At 69.1% G+C, this 18,284-nt stretch carries 9 protein-coding genes; 1 reads left to right on the top strand and 8 read right to left on the bottom strand.

Annotated features, from left to right (window positions below; genetic code table 11):
- Window positions 1-621 precede the first annotated feature (621 nt).
- The 3 genes from glgB to J1M36_RS10570 all read right to left on the bottom strand — a co-directional run bounded on the left by glgB (window position 622) and on the right by J1M36_RS10570 (window position 8,875).
- Window positions 622-4,890, bottom strand: coding sequence for a 1,4-alpha-glucan branching protein GlgB (glgB, locus tag J1M36_RS10580; protein WP_206479499.1), 4,269 nt, complete (start codon window positions 4,888-4,890; stop codon window positions 622-624).
- A gap of 63 nt (window positions 4,891-4,953) precedes the next feature.
- Complete coding sequence (treS, locus tag J1M36_RS10575) at window positions 4,954-6,723, bottom strand: maltose alpha-D-glucosyltransferase (protein ID WP_162229324.1); 1,770 nt, start codon at window positions 6,721-6,723, stop codon at window positions 4,954-4,956.
- Window positions 6,724-6,838: 115 nt separating this feature from the next.
- Entirely contained in the window at window positions 6,839-8,875 is a 2,037-nt protein-coding gene (locus J1M36_RS10570) for an alpha-1,4-glucan--maltose-1-phosphate maltosyltransferase (RefSeq protein ID WP_241247163.1), read from the bottom strand.
- Between the two features lie 610 nt (window positions 8,876-9,485).
- On the opposite strand from J1M36_RS10570, the gene glgP reads away from it, so the two are divergent.
- A complete protein-coding gene (gene glgP, locus J1M36_RS10565) occupies window positions 9,486-12,116 on the top strand; it encodes an alpha-glucan family phosphorylase (RefSeq protein WP_206479490.1) in 2,631 nt (876 codons plus the stop codon).
- Between the two features lie 17 nt (window positions 12,117-12,133).
- Here glgP and glgX read toward each other — a convergent pair whose 3' ends face one another.
- The 5 genes from glgX to J1M36_RS10540 form a co-directional block, all read right to left on the bottom strand.
- The gene (gene glgX / locus J1M36_RS10560; protein WP_206479483.1) at window positions 12,134-14,278 is read right to left on the bottom strand and encodes a glycogen debranching protein GlgX; all 2,145 of its coding nucleotides are present in this window, start codon (window positions 14,276-14,278) and stop codon (window positions 12,134-12,136) included.
- Complete coding sequence (rlmB, locus tag J1M36_RS10555) at window positions 14,265-15,233, bottom strand: 23S rRNA (guanosine(2251)-2'-O)-methyltransferase RlmB (protein WP_206479481.1); 969 nt, start codon at window positions 15,231-15,233, stop codon at window positions 14,265-14,267. The genes glgX and rlmB overlap by 14 nt, the downstream gene beginning before the upstream one ends.
- Window positions 15,234-15,317: 84 nt before the next feature.
- Window positions 15,318-16,760 (bottom strand): cysteine--tRNA ligase, encoded by a 1,443-nt coding sequence (gene cysS, locus J1M36_RS10550; protein WP_206479478.1) that lies wholly within the window; start codon window positions 16,758-16,760, stop codon window positions 15,318-15,320.
- 139 nt (window positions 16,761-16,899) lie between these two features.
- Window positions 16,900-17,352, bottom strand: a complete 453-nt coding sequence (gene ispF, locus J1M36_RS10545; protein WP_342358333.1) for a 2-C-methyl-D-erythritol 2,4-cyclodiphosphate synthase — start codon at window positions 17,350-17,352, stop codon at window positions 16,900-16,902.
- Window positions 17,353-17,421: 69 nt separating this feature from the next.
- Window positions 17,422-18,270, bottom strand: a complete 849-nt coding sequence (locus tag J1M36_RS10540) for an IspD/TarI family cytidylyltransferase (protein ID WP_342358332.1) — start codon at window positions 18,268-18,270, stop codon at window positions 17,422-17,424.
- Window positions 18,271-18,284 lie beyond the last annotated feature (14 nt).

The following is an 18,284-nucleotide window of genomic DNA, read 5'->3' as shown; positions in this document are numbered from 1 at the left end:
TTAAGCACGCCGCCAGCGTTCGTCCTGAGCCAGGATCAAACTCTCCGTCAAAAAACATTCAACAGAAACCACCCCACCACCACACCAAACAGCGCAGCAGAACCAGGGCAGGATCCCAGCTGACACCCAACACCCCCAGGAAACGGGAAAACACCCAGGGGACTGTCAGGCCATCAACCAAAAACAAAAAAACTTTGGTATCAACAAACTAGACACACTATTGAGTTGACAAACAACAAACCACACCACACAGCCCCTCACCAGGGCCACAACGGTCGGTTGCGATCTGCAAGCTTAGCTGCGGGTGACCCGGGCTGCAACTCGAAATGAACTCTCGATTGCTTCCTGCTGTCACCGCTCTTCAGCGGCTTGCGGGGAATCATCCTAGCACACCTTCTCGCCGTTGTGCGCGGCTCGCCAGTGGTGGGATCAACTCCGTTTCGTTGCCCCGTTCGACCTTCGCGGCCGCTGCCGTGGCAACTCGGAAGACATTACACGCCCCCACCGGAGACGGCAAACCTGAGACGGCGAACCCTCCGGAGATGGCGAACCCTCCGGAGACGGAGAACCCGCGGGAGCACGTGCTCCCGCGGGTTCTGCATTCAATGATGCGTGACCTGATCAGTCCCGGTCGCGCGCCATCGGGCTGGTCCCCGCACCCTTGGCCGGCTTCAGGAACAACACCGCGAGCGGCGGGACGGTGACCTCGGCGGACGCCGGCTTCCCGTTGTATGCACCCTCGGCCGCGGTGACCCGGCCCAGGTTGCCAACGCCGGAACCACCGAAGATGTCAGAGTCCGTATTGAGCACCTCGTCCCACTCACCCGCCCACGGCAGACCCAACCGGAAGCGCTCGTGGGTGTTGCCCGCGAAGTTGGCCACGCACACGAGCGGGTTGCCCTGGTCGTCCCATCGGGTGAAGGACAGCGTGTTGCGCTTGGCGTCGTTGGCGTCGATCCACTCGAAACCGGACGGGTCATTGTCTCGTGCGTACAGGGCCGGGGTCTCGCGGTAGATCTCGTTGAGGCTCTTCACCAGCTCCTGCACGCCGTGGTGCGGTGGGGTCTCGGAGAGCCACCAGTCCAGGCCGTGCTCCTGGGACCACTCGGACTCCTGGGCGTACTCGGTGCCCATGAAGATCAGCTGCTTACCCGGGTGGGCCCACATGTATGCGAGGTACGCGCGCACGTTGGCGAGCTGCTGCCACCGGTCACCCGGCATCTTGCGCAGCAGGGAGCCCTTGCCGTACACGACCTCGTCGTGGGAGATGGGGAGGACGAAGTTCTCCGAGTAGGCGTAGACCATGGAGAACGTGGCCTTGTTGTGGTGGTAGTGCCGGTTGACGGGATCCTCGGCCATGTACTCGAGACTGTCGTGCATCCACCCCATGTTCCACTTGATCCCGAAGCCGAGACCGCCGGCGCTCGTGGGTTTGGTGACCCCTGGGAAGGACGTGGACTCCTCCGCAATCATGACGATCCCGGGATTGCGCCGGTACGCGGTGGCGTTGGCCTCCTGCAGGAACGCGATGGCCTCGAGGTTCTCGCGTCCGCCGTACTGGTTGGGCTCCCACTCGCCGTCGTTGCGCGAGTAGTCCAGGTAGAGCATGGAGGCTACGGCGTCCACGCGCAGCCCGTCCACGTGGAACTCCTCGAGCCAGTAGTTCGCGTTGGCCACGAGGAAGTTGCGCACCTCCCGGCGGCCGTAATCGAAGATTAGCGTGCCCCAGTCCTTGTGCTCGCCACGGCGGGGGTCCGGGTGCTCGTAGAGCGGTTGCCCGTCGAACTTGGCGAGCGCCCACTCGTCCTTGGGGAAGTGGCCGGGGACCCAGTCCACGAGCACACCGATGCCGGCCTGGTGCAGCTGGTCCACGAGGTAGCGGAACTCGTCCGGGGAACCGAAGCGCGACGACGGCGCGTAGTAGCCGGTGACCTGGTAACCCCACGAACCACCGAAGGGGTGCTCCGCGACGGGCATGAACTCCACGTGGGTGAAGCCCTGCCACGTGAGGTACTCGACGAGCTCGCGGGCGAGATCCACGTAGCCGAGACCCATGCGCCACGAGCCGATGTGCATCTCGTACACGCTCATGGGTGCGTTGTGGGGATCCTTGGCCGCGCGGGCCTGCATCCACGCGTCGTCCTGGAACTCGTAGGAGGACTCGAACACGCGCGACGCGGTGGACGGCGGGATCTCGGTGCCGAAGGCCATGGGGTCCGCCTTGTCCCGCCACGAGCCGTCCGCCGCCCGGATCCGGAACTTGTAGGTGTCTCCGGAGCCCATGCCGGGCACGAACACTTCCCACACACCGCTGGAACCCAGCGAGCGCATGGCATGCTCGGAACCGTCCCACCCGTTGAAGTCACCAATCACGCGCACGGCCCGGGCATTGGGGGCCCACACCGCGAAGCTCACTCCGGAGACGTCCCCCATGGAGGACGGGTAGTGGTGCACGTGGGCACCGAGCACGGTCCACAGGGTCTCGTGCCGGCCCTCGCCGATCAGGTGCAGGTCCAGCTCGCCCAGGGTGGGCGCGAAGCGGTAGGGGTCGTCGACCTCGGCGGGCTCCTTGCCCGCATAGGTCACTAGGACGCGGTAGTCGGGGATCTTGCCCTCGTCGTGCGCGGGGACCAAGCCGGTGAAGATCCCACCCCACTCGTGCTCGAGGGGGAACGTCCCGTTGAGCGTGCGCACCGAGACGTGCGTCGCGAAGCGTCGCAGGGTCCGGATGGTCACCGAACCGTCCGGGTTGAAGTGCGCCCCGAGCACCGCGTGGGGATCGTGGTAGCGCCCCTCGGCCACCGCTGCGAGCACGTCCGCGCTCACGGGTAAGGGCCCGCCCGCGGGGTGCTCCCGTTCCGACGCCGCTGCGACGCTCTGCTGGGAAGTCCCGGCCCGAGTTGACGCGTGGTTCCCGCCCGCGGTCTCCGCCGGAGCCGTCACGTCATTACCGTCGGTGGTCCGAGCCGACGCGTCGTTCGTCCCGGTCGCCTCCGACGCAACGCCCCGCGCGTTGCGCGGTTCCGCCGACGGCGCCCGGCCGTCGGCGTGCTGCGCGGACTCGGATGCCGGGGTTGGCGTGGATTCGGGGCCCGTAGGAGTCGACGACGCCGCGGGGCTGGTGTTCTCGGGGTGTTCAGGGGTCACGAAATCCTCGGTTCTGGATGCAGGTGTGTGGCTCTCGTGTGTTTCACGCCTCACGTTACGGGAGCGCGCACGTTCAAGCGAACGCACCACGGCACCGGCCGGGACCGCGACCCAGCCCGGGCGGTTGCGCTGCTCGTAGACCACTTCGTACAGGCCCTTGTCAAGCCACAGGGCGCGGAAGAGCACCGAATCCCGGTCCACGCCAGAACCGCTCGTGCGGGCGTACCCCTCGAGGAACGCGTCCGAGACCGCGTCGGTCCAGGCGCTCATGTCCTCGTCCCGCTCGCGCGCGGCCATGGCGCCCGCATAGTCGAACGAGCGCAGCATGCCGACGACGTCGCGCAGGGCCACGTCCGGGCGGACACGGTCCTTAATGGGTCGTAGGGGCTCACCCTCGAAGTCCAGGATCCGGAACCCCTGGGCGTCGTTGTGCAGCACCTGGCCCAGGTGGTAATCACCGTGGATCCGTTGCAGGGCGGGGATCTCCCGGATCCGGGACAGCTGCTCGAGCAGGTCCTCGACCTCGGCCCGGTAGGAATCGAAGTAGTCCCCGCAGGACTCCCACGCCCAGCGGATCCGCGAGGCGAGGTCGTCCAGGAACCGGCGCCGAGCATCGTCGTCCGCGGTGACGGGGTCAAAGGCGCCGAGGAGGTCGGCGTGGACGCGCGCGGTCGTGGCACCCAGCTCGGCCGCGAGCTCGGAGAAGTCCCGGGCATGGCTCGCCGCGTCCAGGGCCATGGCCCACGCGTCCCGCGAATCGGCCAGGAACTGGGCGGCCACCGCGAGCTGACCGGACGTGGTGACCAGACCCTGGCGCCACTGGGCGTCGAGCCATCCAGCCGTGGCCGGGACCGCGGTGGAACCGTGCGACGTGAGTTTGACGCCCACCTCCACGTCCGGGTTGCGCCCCTCCCCCACCACGCGGAAGAACTTCACGATCACCGCGTCGCCGCCCAGCGCGGAATCCGAGTCCTCCGCGTCCTGCGGGGTGAGAATCACGGACGTGTTGGACTGCTCTGAGGAGATCACCCGCACCTGATCCGCGGAGGCAATCCGATAATCCGTGTTCATGGCCCCGGTGTAGCGGCCGTGCAGGCCCATCCCGTGGCGCAGCACCCCGCCCTCGGTCAGCTGCGCATCCATGATCCGCAGCACCCGGTCCATGAAACCTGGGTCCCCCACGGCGTCGTAGAGGTGGAACCTGGCCGTCTCGTCCGCGGTGGTGCTCTCACTGCCCTGTGCATCGGCGCGGGCCCCACTACGACCGGACGCGCCGGCCTTCTCGCGGGCGCCGGCGGTCTGACCGGCCTCCGGGGAGTCCTCCGAGGTGATGGGTTGGGCGGTCCGCGAGCGCTCCGAGCGGCGTCGTTCGCGGAAGGAACCCGCGTGCGAGATGGCGCGGCGCAGGAACGAGGCCGAGGCCTCCGCACCCGCGATCAGCTGCTCGGGCAGGGGACGGTCCGGGCCGCCGGAGCAATAGCTGCCGATCGCGAAGCGCTCGAGCTCGGGCAAGGCTTCGGTGCTGCGCACGACCGGTACGTTGAGCAATTCGCTGCGCTCGCCCACCGTGACCTGGACCAGGAACATGATGCGTTCCGTGCCGCGATGCGATCCGGTGCCGGAATCCAGGATCGCGCGGCCCACGACGCTCAAGCGCAACTGGTCCGGGGTGGCCGTGAACGGGAACCACCGCTGCCGCGGCAACCAGTCGCGCAACCTGTCGAGAAATTGCTGATCCGTCATGGAGGGTCCCCCGCTTTCGTCTGGACAATCACTGCTTCGCGCGCGGGCCGTACCCGCGCGCGCTCACTCGTTGCGCGCGGGCTTGATGATGGGCATGGCCACCGTCTCGGGGTGGGAACCGTCCGTGCCGGGGGTCGTGCGCAACCGGAGCCAGAAGAAGTCCTGCGAACCGAGCGTGATGCGATAGTCGCCCTGTTCCGAGAAGGAGCCGAACGGTTCACCGCCGAACAGTTCCCGGGTGCCCCGGCCCGCGTACTCGGCCAGGTGCACGCTGCAGCTCGCGGGGACGTGGGAAAGGTTGAACACACACAGCAGGGTCTCCCCCACGCCGTCGTCCGCGTCCTGCGGGCTCAAGCGGCGCAGGAACGCCAGGACGGATTCGTGGTCCGTGCTCACGTTGACGTAGTCCCCCAGCCCGAACGCCGGGTGCGCCTTGCGCACCATGAGCATCTGCCGGATCCAGTGCAACAGGGAGGAGGACGACGCGAGCTGCGTCTCCACGTTCGTCTGCGTGTAGTTGTAGACGAGCGACTGCACGACCGGGAGGTAGAGCTTGCCCGGATCCGCGGTGGAGAAGCCGGCGTTGCGGTCGGGGGTCCACTGCATGGGTGTGCGGGACGCGTCGCGGTCGTCGAGCCAGATGTTGTCCCCCATGCCGATCTCGTCCCCGTAGTACAGGAACGGCGACCCGGGCAGGGACAACAACAGCGCGTGCGCGAGTTCGAGCTCCGCGCGGGAGTTGTCGAGCAGGGGTGCCAAGCGGCGTCGGATACCGATGTTCGCGCGCATGCGCGAATCCGGGGCGTACCACCCGAGCATGGCCTGGCGTTCCTCGCTCGTGACCATCTCGAGCGTCAACTCGTCGTGGTTGCGCAGGAACGTGCCCCACTGCGTGCCCCGCGGGATCTGCGGCGTGTGCTCCATGGTGGAGACGATGGGCGCGGCCTTCTGATCGCGCAATGAGTAGTAGATCCGCGGCATGATCGGGAAGTGGAAGCACATGTGGCACTCGGGCGCCTGCTCCGTGCCAAAGTACTCCACGACCTCATGCGGCATCTGGTTGGCCTCCGCGATGATCACGCGGCCGGGGTACTCGCGATCCACCATCTCGCGCAGCCGCACCAGGAAGTCGTGGGTCCCGGGCAGGTTCTCGCAGTTGGTCCCCTCCTCCTCGATGAGGTAGGGGATGGCGTCCGCGCGGAAGCCGTCGATGCCCATGTCCAGCCAGAACTTCACGACGTCGAACACGGCCTCGACGACCTTGGGGTTCTCGAAGTTCAGGTCCGGCTGGTGGGAGAAGAACCGGTGCCAGAAGAACTGCCGCCGCACGGGGTCGAAGGTCCAGTTGGAGACCTCGGTGTCCACGAAGATGATCCGCGCGTCCTGGTACTTCTCGTCCGTGTCCGACCACACATAGAAATCGCCGTACGGCCCCTCCGGGTCCTCCCGGGAGGCCTGGAACCACGGGTGCTGGTCCGAGGTGTGGTTCAGCGGCAGATCGGTGATGACCCGCAGACCCCGCGCGTGGGCCTCTGCGACCAGTCGCTTGAAGTCGCTCACGGTGCCGAACTCGTCCAGCACGGAGTAGTAGTCGGAGATGTCGTAGCCGCCGTCCCGCAGCGGGGACTCGTAGAACGGGGGCAGCCACAAGCAATCGATCCCGAGCCACTGCAGGTAGTCGAGTTTGTCGATCAGACCCGAGAAGTCGCCGGAGCCGTCACCGTTGGCGTCCGAGAAGGCTCGCACGAGCACCTCGTAGAACACGGCCTTGCGGAACCAGTCCGGGTCGTGCGCGAGCCCGGGAGCGTTGAGTTGGAAAGGAGTGGTGCTCATGGTCGGCTGGACTGCCCTCTCGGAGAAACGTGCGTGTCGGTCATGACGGGTGCGGGGTGCCGGCCGCCGTGGTGCGCCGCGCTCAGCGGTCGAGGCGCATCGCGACGGCGCTCGCTCACTTGACCCCGCGGCGGACGCTGAGCACGTGCGCGGGTTCCACGTACGGATCCAGGCGCACGTAGTTGTGGGTGCCCCACTTCCAGCTCGCACCGGAGATCAGGTCGTCCACCCAGAAAGAGCCGTCCTCGTTGAAGTCCTGGCCCCGCAGGTCCAGGGAGTCGAGGTCCAGCCACACGGTGGCCTCCCGCGCGCTGTGCGGGTCCGTGTTGAGCACCACGATCACGGTGTCCCGGACCTGCTCGCCGTCCCGTTCCACGGTCTTGGTCTTGCTATAGGCCACGATGGCGTCGTCCGTGGAATTCTGCAGCGTGAGGTTCTGCAGGTCCCCGAGTGCGGGATGGTCCTTGCGGATCCGGTTCAGGCGCGTGATGTACGGCGCGAGCGACTCGCCGCGTTCCACGGCGTCGTCGAAGTCGCGCGGGCGCAACTGGAACTTCTCGTTGTCCATGTACTCCTCCGCCCCGGGACGAGCGACGTGCTCGAACAACTCGAAGCCGGCGTACACGCCCCACAGCGGGGACGCGGTGGCCGCCAGGGCCGCGCGCACTTTGAACGCGGCCGGGCCACCGAACTGCAGGTATTCGGTGAGGATGTCCGGGGTGTTCACGAAGAAGTTGGGCCGGTAGAACCCGGAGGTCTCGTGGGAGATCTCCTGGAGGTACTCCTCGATCTCCTCCTTGGTGTTGCGCCACGTGAAGTACGAGTAGGACTGCTGGAACCCGGCCTTGGCCAGCCCCTGCATCATGGCCGGACGCGTGAACGCCTCGGCGAGGAACACCGTGTCCGGGTGGTTCTTGCGCACCCTGGCGATCAGCCACTCCCAAAACCACAGGGGCTTGGTGTGCGGGTTGTCCACGCGGAAGATGTCCACGCCGTGGCCGATCCACAGCTCCACGACCCGCAGTACCTCGGCGGCGAGGCCCTCGGGGTCGTTGTCGAAGTTCAGGGGGTAGATGTCCTGGTACTTCTTGGGCGGGTTCTCGGCGTAGGCGATGCTGCCGTCCGCGCGGGTCGTGAACCACTGCGGGTGCTCGGCGACCCACGGGTGATCCGGGGACGCCTGCAGCGCGAGGTCCAGCGCGACCTCGAGACCAAGATCATGGGCGTGCGCGACGAACGCGTCGAAGTCCTCGAAGCTCCCGAGGTCCGGGTGGATCGTGTCGTGACCTCCCTCCGACCCACCGATGGCCCACGGGGAACCCGGGTCCTGGGGTCCGGCCGTGAGGGTGTTGTTTGGCCCCTTGCGGTGGTTGCGCCCGATCGGGTGGATGGGCGGGAGGTACGCGACGTCGAAGCCCATGGCCGCGGCCCGGTCCAGGGCCGCGGTGGCCGTGCGGAACGTCCCCGAGGTCCACTCGCCCGTCTCGGGGTCGTACGTGGCGCCCTCGGAGCGCGGGAAGAACTCGTACCACGCACCACGACCCGCGGCCTCGCGCTCGACGCCGAGCGGGTAGCGCGGCGACGAGCTGAGCAGATCACGCAGCGGCCGCTCACGGACGTAGTCCAGGAGCTGCGGGGACGTGGCGATCTCCCACCGCTGTTCCGGCGTGCGGTCGGTGTCCGCCATCGCCTCGGCGGCATCCTCGAAGACCCGGGCCTCCTCGGTCGCGCGATCGGACTCCTTGGAGGCGGCGTCGAAGAGCAGGGCCGCTTCCTGGAACATGAGCTCGACGTCCTGGCCGACTCCCAACTTGATCTGCGCGGCGTGGTGCCACGTGTCGTAGAGATCCGACCAGCCCTCCACCGCGAAACTCCAGGGGCCCTCGTGCTCGGGACGCAGCCACGCCTCGTAGCGGTCCGTCCCGGGGGCCACGAGCGTCATGGGTCGGCGCTGGGTCTCACGGCCCTGCGGGTCGTACAGCACCGCGGTCACACCGAGGGAGTCATGACCCTCGCGGAACACGGTCGCGCTCACCCGGATGTCCTCACCGGGAACGGCCGTGGCGGGGAAACGCCCACCCTCGATCACGGGGCTCACGTCCGTCACGGGGATCCGCCCGTACACGAGATCGTCCGACGGGAAGTCCGCCAGGTGCTCGTCGTCCCCGGAATCGGTGTCCTGCTCGGCCGGGGCCTGCGCCGCGGCTTCGGCGTGCGGATCAGGTGCGGACTGAGTGTCGGGCTCGTACTGCGTGTCGGGCTCGCGCTGCGCTCCGGGTGCGGACTGTTGGTCGGATGCGGGCTGCGCCTCGGATTCGGTGTCCTCGGTAGGTGTTACGACCGCGGCGACCTCCTCGGCCGCACCCGGTTCCGCATATGCGTGGGCGTCCGGCTGCCCGGCACCGGCGGACGACGCCGCTTCGGTTGCCTCCGGCGCGGACGGGACGCGAGCGGCATCGTCGTGGGCCTCCGCTCGGCGTACCGAGGGGGCGACGTCGGGAACGCCCGTGGCCGGGACCGGCGGAGTCAAGCGGGACCCGACGTCCGGGTGGGCATCGCCCGCGTGGGGATCCGGCACGGGATCTGAGGACGGACGGCGGCCCTGGGGCTGTGAGTTCTGCTGCGACACGAGACCAACGTTAGCGACAAACGCCCCGATTCATAAGGCCGTGGCCGTGGTCCCCGAAACGCGACGGCGACGCGCTCGCGTCACACGTCGGACCCCGTGGAGCGGCGGGGCCACAGCCGCTAGGCTCGGGACCGTGAAGGCCATCCACAGGTTCACCGTCCGCACCGTCCTGCCCGAGTCGATCGCCGCACTCTCACGATTGGCCAAGAACCTCCGATGGACGTGGCATCAGCCCACCGAGGACCTCTTCGCCGAACTCAACCCGCACGCGTGGGACGCGGTCCACGGGGACCCCGTCAAGCTCCTGGGCTCGCTCACGCGCGAGGAGATCCAGCAGATCGCCGCGGACCCCGAGCTCGTGGCGCGCATCCGCGACCTCGACGCCGATCTGGACATCTACCTCACCGAACCCCAGTGGTACCAGCGCACGCAGGGCGAGGACGCCCCGGCGGCCGTGGCGTACTTCAGCGCCGAGTACGGCATCACGTCCGCGCTTCCGCAGTACTCGGGCGGACTCGGGATCCTCGCCGGGGACCACTTGAAGACCGCGTCCGACATGGGCGTGCCCGTGGTGGGCGTGGGATTGCTGTACCAGGCCGGGTACTTCAAGCAGTCGCTGTCCCGGGACGGCTGGCAGCAGGAGACCTACCCGGTGCTGGACCCGGACGAACTCCCTCTTACCTTGCTGCGCGAAGCGGACGGTACGCCCGCGCGCGTGGTTCTACCGCTGCCCGAGGGCCGCACGCTGTCCGCGCAGATTTGGCGGGCGGACGTGGGCCGCGTGCCGCTGCTGCTGCTGGACTCCAACATCAGCGAGAACGACGACGCCGCACGCAACGTCACCGACCGGTTGTATGGCGGCGGCAGCGACCACCGGTTGTACCAGGAACTCTTGCTGGGCATGGGAGGGATCCGGGCGCTGCGCGCGCACAGCAGGATCACGAGTGCGCCCACGCCGGAGGTCTACCACTGCAACGAGGGCCACGCGGGTTTCCTGGGCGTCGAGCGGATCCAGGAACTCATGAACCCCGGGGCCGACGCCCAGGCCATGATGTGGGAGGAAGCACTCACCGCGGTGCGCGCCGCGACCGTGTTCACGACCCACACCCCGGTCCCGGCCGGCATCGACCGCTTCGAACGTGATCAGATCGCCCACGTCCTCGCCGCGGGGCTCGCCCCGGATGTCCCCTCCGAGCGCGTGCTTGAGCTGGGTGCGGAGACCATGCCGGGCGGTGACCCGAGCAAATTCAACATGGCGGTCATGGGGCTGCGGCTCGCCCAGCGTGCCAACGGCGTGGCCGAGCTCCACGGTGCCGTGTCCCGGTCCATGTTCCACGGGCTGTGGGAGGGCTTCGACACCGAGGAGGTCCCGATCACCTCGGTGACCAACGGCGTGCACGTCCCCTCCTGGATCGACCCCGCCGTGTGGCGCATGGCCGTGGACCCGGAGGAGAACGACACCAACCCGGCCGCTCGTTGGCGCAGGATCTACAACGTGTCCGACGCCGAGCTCTGGGCCACCCGCCGCGCCCTGCGGGAACGCCTCGTGCACGACGTCCGCGAGCGTCTACGGGCCTCGTGGAAGCGCCGCGGTGCCGCGGACGCGGAACTGGGCTGGACGGAGTCCGTGCTGGACCCGGACGTGCTGACCATCGGTTTCGCACGCCGCGTCCCCACGTACAAGCGGCTCACGCTCATGCTGCGCAACCCGGAACGGCTCAAGCGGATCCTATTGGACCCCCGCCGCCCCGTGCAGTTGGTGGTCGCGGGCAAGTCCCACCCCGCGGACGAGATGGGCAAGCGGATGATCCAGGACCTCGTACGGTTCACGGACGATCCGCAGGTGCGTCACCGGATCGTGTTCCTGCCCAACTACGACATCGCCATGGCGCGTGTCCTGTTCCCGGGGTGCGACGTGTGGCTCAACAACCCGCTGCGTCCGCTCGAGGCGTGCGGGACCTCCGGGATGAAGGCCGCGATCAACGGCGGGCTCAACCTCTCCGTCCTGGACGGGTGGTGGGACGAGATGTACGACGGGCAGAACGGCTGGGCCATCCCCACCGCAGATAACAAGGCCGGCACGGACGAGCGCGATGACATCGAGGCCGCCGCGCTGTACGAACTCATCGAGAGCCACGTGGCACCGCGGTTCTACGGTGACGGTTCCGAGGACGCCACGACCGCGGCCGGACCCGACACCGCGCCGTCGCGAGCGAGCACCGTGCCGCACCAGTGGCTCGCCATGGTGCGCCACACGCTCGCGACCCTCGGGCCCAAGGTCTCCGCCCGGCGGATGCTCACCGACTACGTCAACGAGCTGTACGTCCCCGCGTGCGTCGCCGGCCGGCGCGTGACCACGGACGACGGCGCCCTGGCCCGCGGCACGGCCCACTGGGTCGAGCGCGTGCGTACCGCGTGGCCGCAGCTGCGGATCGAGCACGTGGACGCACACGGTGTGCGCCAGGAACCACAGATCGGTGACGAGCTCACGGTCAACGCGTACGTAGATCTGGGCGAACTGACTCCCGAGGACGTGACCGTGCAGGTCAGCTACGGGCGCGTCTCGGAAACCGATCACATCCACGAACGGTCCTACGCCACGCTCGAGGACGTGACCGAGCTGGGTGGGGGACGCATGACGTTCTCCGGGCCCATCACGATCGACCGCTCCGGCCCGTTCGGGTACACCGTGAGGGTGTTGCCGCGCCACGACGAGTTGGCCTCACCGGCCGAACTCGCTCTCGTGCGCAACGCCGGGGACTGACGTCCGGCCCGCCCGGTTCACGCGATTGCAAACATCGCGATGCTCTGTGCCGGGACCGTGAGCTCCTCCCCGGCACGCCATCGGTTGCCGGTCAGTTCGTCGAGCTGAGGGTCCGTGGCGAGCACGAGCCGGTACGAGGCCCCGTCCACGTCCGAGCCGACCAGGTTCTCGAAGCGCGGCAACACCGCGGCCACGGGCGATGCGGTGCCGTTGAGCACGAACAGTCCCGCGAGGTCACCCCCGCGCGCGCCGATCACGACCTGCAGCGCACGGACCCCGTCCGTCTGCCACAGATCGTCGCTCATGGGCTCCCCGGAACTCGCGTACCACTTGAGCACCACGTCCCGGGGGCGCGTGGGGAAGTCCCGGGGTTGGCTCGCCAGGAAGGCCCGGCGGATCCGGATGAGCCGCTGGGTCGTGCGTAGGATGGACCGATCCAGGGGTGTGAGTCGCCAGTCCACCCACGAGAGCCGGTTGTCCTGGCAGTACGCGTTGTTGTTGCCCTCCTGGGAGCGCAACAGCTCGTCCCCCGCGGTGATCATGGGGATGCCCTGCGAGAACAACAGCGTGGCCATCATGTTGCGCGCGGTGGCCGCGCGGGCGGCCCGCACGCGCACGTCCGGGGAGAAGCCCTCGTGGTCGTGGTTCCACGAGTGGTTGTCGTTGGTGCCGTCCGCGTTGTTCTCGCGGTTGGCCTCGTTGTGCTTGGCGTCGTACGCCGTGAGGTCGTAGAGCGTGAACCCGTCGTGCGCGGTGATGAAGTTGACCGAGGCCAGCGTGGTGCGCCCGTGCGGGGCGAACAGGTCCGCGGACCCGGACATCGCCCCGGCGAGCCGACCGGCGGTGCCCCCACCGCCCCCGCGACGCATGGTGCGCTGACCCGAGAGCCAGAAGTCCCGCACGGTGTCCCGGTAGTGGTCGTTCCAGTCCGCCCAGCCGGTGGGGAAGCGCCCGGTCTGCCAGCCACCGGCGCCCACGTCCCACGGTTCGGAGATCATCCGCACGCCCTGCAGCACCGGATCCGCGGCGATCGCCACGAAGAACGGGTGGTTGCGCGTGAAGTGGTGGTGCTCGTCGCGGCCCAGTTCGGGGGCCAGGTCGAAGCGGAAGCCGTCCACGTGGCACTGCGTGACCCAGTAGCGCAGGGAGTCCAGAGCCATGCGCACGACCTGGGGGTTGCCGAAATCCATGGAATTGCCGCACCCGGTCACGTCCACGTAGTTGCCGTGCTCGTCGTGGCGGTAGTACTCCCGGTCCCCGAGCCCGCGCCAGCAGTACGGGCGCTGTGTGGGTCCGCCTTCTGCGGTGTGGTTGTACACGACGTCCAGGAACACCTGCAGCCCCGCGCCGTGCAAGGCGTCCACGGCGGCCTTGAACTCGTTGAGCACCGCGGTGGGCCCGGCCTCCTGGGCGGCCTTGGTCGCGTACCCCGCATGGGGTGCGAAGAACGCGAGGGTGTTGTACCCCCAGTAGTTGGTGAGCCCATTCGCGGTCAGGTGGGCCTCGTCCAGGTGGGCGTGCACGGGCAACAGCTCCACCGCGGTGATCCCCAGGCTGCGCAGGTACTCGAGCATCACGGGGTGCGCGAGTCCCGCGTAGGTGCCGCGCAGCTCGTGAGGGATCCCCGGGTGCAGCATGGTGAGGCCCTTCACGTGGGCCTCGTAGATCACGGTCTCGCGCCACGCCGGCCGGGGCCGGTCGTGGTCGCGCCACTCGTGGTCCTGGGCGACCACCACGGAGACGTACTCCCCGCCGTAGGCGTCCGCACCGGGATTGACGACGTCGCGCGGTGGCGCCACACGCGTCAGTCCCCGCCCGTAGGGGTCCAGCAGGACCGGTTCGTACGCCGGATCCGGCACGGGACTGCCCTCGGGCCGGGCACTCACGAATCCGTACTCGGTTCCCTCGGGCATCGCGGGACACACGTCCCGTGCGAGCTCGTCCGGGGTGAGTTCCACTTCCGGCACATGGCGTGGGCGCGAGACGGTCGCGTAATGGATCCCGTGATTCTCCCCCGCGAGCCGCAACCGCTGCCACGATTCACCGGGGCGCCGGAACATGAGGTCCACCTCGGTCAGTCCCGGGGCGTACACCGCGACGTTGGCGGTCCCGTCCCCGGACGGGGAGGGGTGGACGCCCAGCGGATAACTACGCGCTTGCACGCCGGCGCGCGATCTCGTACAGCGTGATCCCCACCGCCATGGACGCGTTGAGGGACTCCATCGCGGATTCGATGGGGATCGACACGATCGCGTCGCAATGCTCTGTCACCAGGCAGGACAGGCCCTTGCCCTCGGAACCCACGACCACCACGAGGGGCTCGGTGGCCAACTCGAGCTGCGGCAGGTCCACGTCCCCGCCGCCGTCGAGGCCGACCACGAAGTAGCCCTGCTTCTTGCAGTTCTCGAGCGTGCGCGTGAGGTTCGTGGCCTTGGCCACGGGGACGCGCGCCGCAGCACCCGAACTCGTCTTCCACGCCGTGGCCGTGACCCCGGCGGAGCGGCGCTCGGGCAGGATGACCCCGTCCCCGGCGAACGCGGAGACGCTGCGGATGATCGCACCCAGGTTGCGGGGATCGGTGATCCCGTCCGCCGCGATGAGCAGGGGCGGGCGGGAATCATCGCCCCGGTCGGCCATGAGGGAGGCCGCGAGCTCGTCCGCGTCCTGGTAGTCGTACGGCGGGACCTGCAGCACCACACCCTGATGGATCGCGTCCGCGGAGAGCCGGTCCAGCTCGCCGCGCGAGGCCTCGAGCGTGGGCACCTGGGCCTCGGCGCACAACTGCAGGATGTCCTTGACGCGGTCGTCCATCTCGATCTTGGTGGCCACGAACAACGTCTTGGCGGGCACCCCGGCGCGCAGGGCCTCCAGCACGGCATTGCGCCCCGTGACGAGGTCCTCCTTGATGGGCCCGGACCCCGTGCGGGACGGACGCCGGTGCAGGTTCTGCTGCTTGCGCGCGACCGCCTGCTTGGCCTTGTACGCCTTGTGGTAGACGCGGTCCTCGGCCTTGGGCGTGGGGCCGCGGCCCTCCAGGCCCTTGCGGCGCTGGCCGCCGCTACCCACGACCGGACCCTTCTTCTTGCGCGTGGCTCCGGGTCGGTTCTTCTGGGCCATGGTCAATACTCCGTGTCTGTCACGGGTCACGGCCCGCGGGCCGCCCCGGGGTGGTCGGCGATCTGGCTCCAGTTTAGGCCAGGCTCATTCCCCCACGGACCACTCGGACCCCCGGGCGCCGTCCTTCACGACGACGCCGGCAGCGGCCAGCTGGTCCCGGATCCGGTCCGCGAGCGCCCAGTCCTTCGCCTCACGCGCGGCGGCACGCTGGGCCAGCAGGTCCTGGACGAGGGAGTCGAGCGCGCGGTGCTCGGCGCCGTCGGCGTCCCGAGCGCCGTCGAGACTCATCAAGGGGAGCAATCCCAGGACGTCGGACATGCCCGCGATCGCGGAGACGAGCGGCTGGGCGGTCGAGGCCTCCGGGCCCGAGAGAGCCGTGTTGGCCGCGCGCACCGTCTCGTGCAGCACCGCGAGCGCACGGGGCACGTTGAGGTCGTCGTCCATGACCGCGACGAACTCCTCAGGCACATCCATGTGCTCCCAGGACACGCTGAGTCCGGAATGCTGCGCGGCCGCGAGGACGGCTTCCACGCGCTCGACGGCGGCGGTGGCCTCCCGCAGGGACGTGGGCCGGTAGTCCAGCACGGAACGGTAGTGGGCCTGGCCCAGGTAGTAGCGCACGGCGAGCGGCCGTGCTTCCGCGAGCATGCTCGCCGGGGAGACCGTGTTGCCGATCGACTTGGACATCTTCTCGCCCTCGTACGTCACGAGCCCGTTGTGCAGCCAGAAGTTGGCGAACGGGCGGCCCGCCGCGGTGGACTGGGCGAGCTCGTTCTCGTGGTGCGGGAAACGCAGGTCTAGGCCGCCGCCGTGGATGTCGAAGTGCGCGCCCAGGTATTTGTGGGCCATGGCCGAGCACTCCAGGTGCCAGCCGGGGCGGCCGCGGCCCCACGGGGAATCCCACGACGCCGTGGCGGGCTCGCCCTCCTTGTGTCCCTTCCACAGCGCGAAGTCGCGGGGATCGCGCTTGCCGCGGGGATCGGCGTCCGGGGCGTCCTGCATGTCCTCCACGCGTTGCCGGGTGAGTTCGCCGTAGCGGGGCCACGAACGGACGTCGAAGTAGACGTCGCCGGAATCGTCGAGTGCGGGGTACGCGTGCCCGGCGTCGATCAGCTCCTGGATCAGCGAGTGCATCTCCGGGACGTGGCCCGTGGCCCGGGGTTCGTACGTGGGGGCCTCGATACCGAGCGCGGCGTAGGCCCGCCCGAACACACGCTCGAACCGGTAGGCCAGCGCCCACCACGGTTCGCGCGGGTGGTCACCCTGGTAGTCGTTCTCGAACGAGGCGTGCGCGTTGGCCAGGATCTTGTCGTCGATGTCCGTCACGTTGCGCACCGTGGTGACCTCGTAGCCACGGAACCGCAGCCAGCGGGCCAGGATGTCGAACACGAGCGCGGAACGCACGTGGCCGATGTGCGGTGCGCCCTGCACCGTGGCACCGCAGTAGTAGAGGCCCGCCTCGCCGGGTCGCACGGGGACGAAGTCCTTGACGGTCGCGGAAGCGGTGTCGTAGAAGCGCAAAGTCACCCTGCCAGTCTAACGGGGTGGCGCCGCACGCTCGCGGCGGGCGGGTTCGGTCGGCCGGCACTACTGGCGGGCTCCCCCCGGTGGACTCGACCGGTCTGCTGGGTTGCGGCCGGTGGGCTCGGTCGCCGCCCGTTTGGGCTCAGCCGCGCGGGAACACCATCGCGGTGGCGATCGCCGCGAGACCCTCGCCCCGGCCCGTGAGCCCCAGGGCGTCCGTGGTGGTCGCGCTCAGGTGCACCGGCGCGCCGGCGGCTTCCGTGAGCACCGCGGCGGCCTCGTCCCGCCGCGGGGAGAACTTGGGTCGGTTGCCCACGAGCTGGACGGAGACATTGCCCACCCGGAAGCCGGCCTCGGTCACGATCCGCACTGCCTCCGAGAGGATCCGACACCCCGAGGCCCCGGCGAACTCCGGGCGGTCCGTTCCGAAGTGCGCTCCCAGGTCCCCCACGCCGGCCGCGGAGAACAGCGCGTCCGCCGCGGCGTGTGCCACGACGTCCCCGTCCGAGTGCCCGCTCAGTCCCCGCTCGCCGGGCCACATGAGTCCGGCGATCCACAGCGGGGTGCCCTCCGGACCGAAGGCGTGCACGTCCACCCCGATCCCCACGAGCGGGACGGGGAACGGCGTTCCGGGGTCGATGGATCGGCGGGGCCTGGGGTTGCGTCACTCATGCGGCCATTGTGCCGGACAGGCCGAGTCCCGCTCACGCACGATCGCGTGGGCGAGTACCAGGTCCAGGGGACGGGTGATCTTGAAGGACTCCTCGTCCCCGGCCACGAATTCCACGGGGTGTTCGGGGGCGAACAGTTCCACAAGACTCGCATCGTCCGTGATGCCTTCGGGATCCCCTGCGGAACCCGTCACCGTGGTGGCCGTCTCTGCCGTTCGAACACTGTGCCCGAGCTGGGGTTCCTCCCCCGTGGCGTCCAGTGGGCCGTCCGGGAGCAGACCGGCCGCGCGGTTCACCCGTTCGAGCAGTGCACGGTCGAAACCCTGGGGTGTCTGGACGCTGCGCAGCCCCGCCCGGTCCACCGTCCCGGTACTGCGCCCGTGAGTGTCCACCCCGCGCACGGTGTCGGTCACCGGGGTCACGGGAACCACGGCCTGTGCACCCGTATGCAGGGCGGTGACCACCCGCTCGAGGACGGCGGGCGGAGTGAGACAGCGAGCGGCGTCGTGCACCAGGACGTGGGTGACACCCGCGGGCAGGGCGGTCAGTGCCGCCGCGACCGACTGGGCGCGTGTGGCACCCCCGGTCACGGCCGCGGCCCCCGCGGCGCGCGCGACGGCCGTGAGGTCCGTGTCTCCGGCGGGGACGGTCACGATCACCGCGGCACCGCGCAGGGTCCCGCACACCGTGGCAAGCGCGTGCTCCAGGATTGGTCGACCGGCCACGGGGACGAGCGCCTTGGGCATCCCGTACCCGAGCCGCGTGCCGGAACCGGCGGCCACGACAATGACGGCGAGCCCGTCCATGGCGGACGGGCTCGCGAGGTCGGAAATCTGGGACACGAAAACGTGCTGCG

Source organism: Kocuria sp. KRD140 (assembly GCF_017168375.1).
GTDB classification, from domain to species: domain Bacteria; phylum Actinomycetota; class Actinomycetes; order Actinomycetales; family Micrococcaceae; genus Kocuria; species Kocuria marina.
Note: the sequence above shows the minus strand (reverse complement) of the source record. Positions and strands in the feature narration are given on the sequence as shown.

Excerpts from the sequence above, each read along its gene's own strand:
- glgB (WP_206479499.1), bottom strand. The coding sequence starts at position 4,890 with ATGACGGATCAGCAATTTCTCGACAGGTTGCGCGACTGGTTGCCGCGG.
- treS (WP_162229324.1), bottom strand. The coding sequence starts at position 6,723 with ATGAGCACCACTCCTTTCCAACTCAACGCTCCCGGGCTCGCGCACGAC.
- rlmB (WP_206479481.1), bottom strand. The coding sequence starts at position 15,233 with ATGGCCCAGAAGAACCGACCCGGAGCCACGCGCAAGAAGAAGGGTCCG.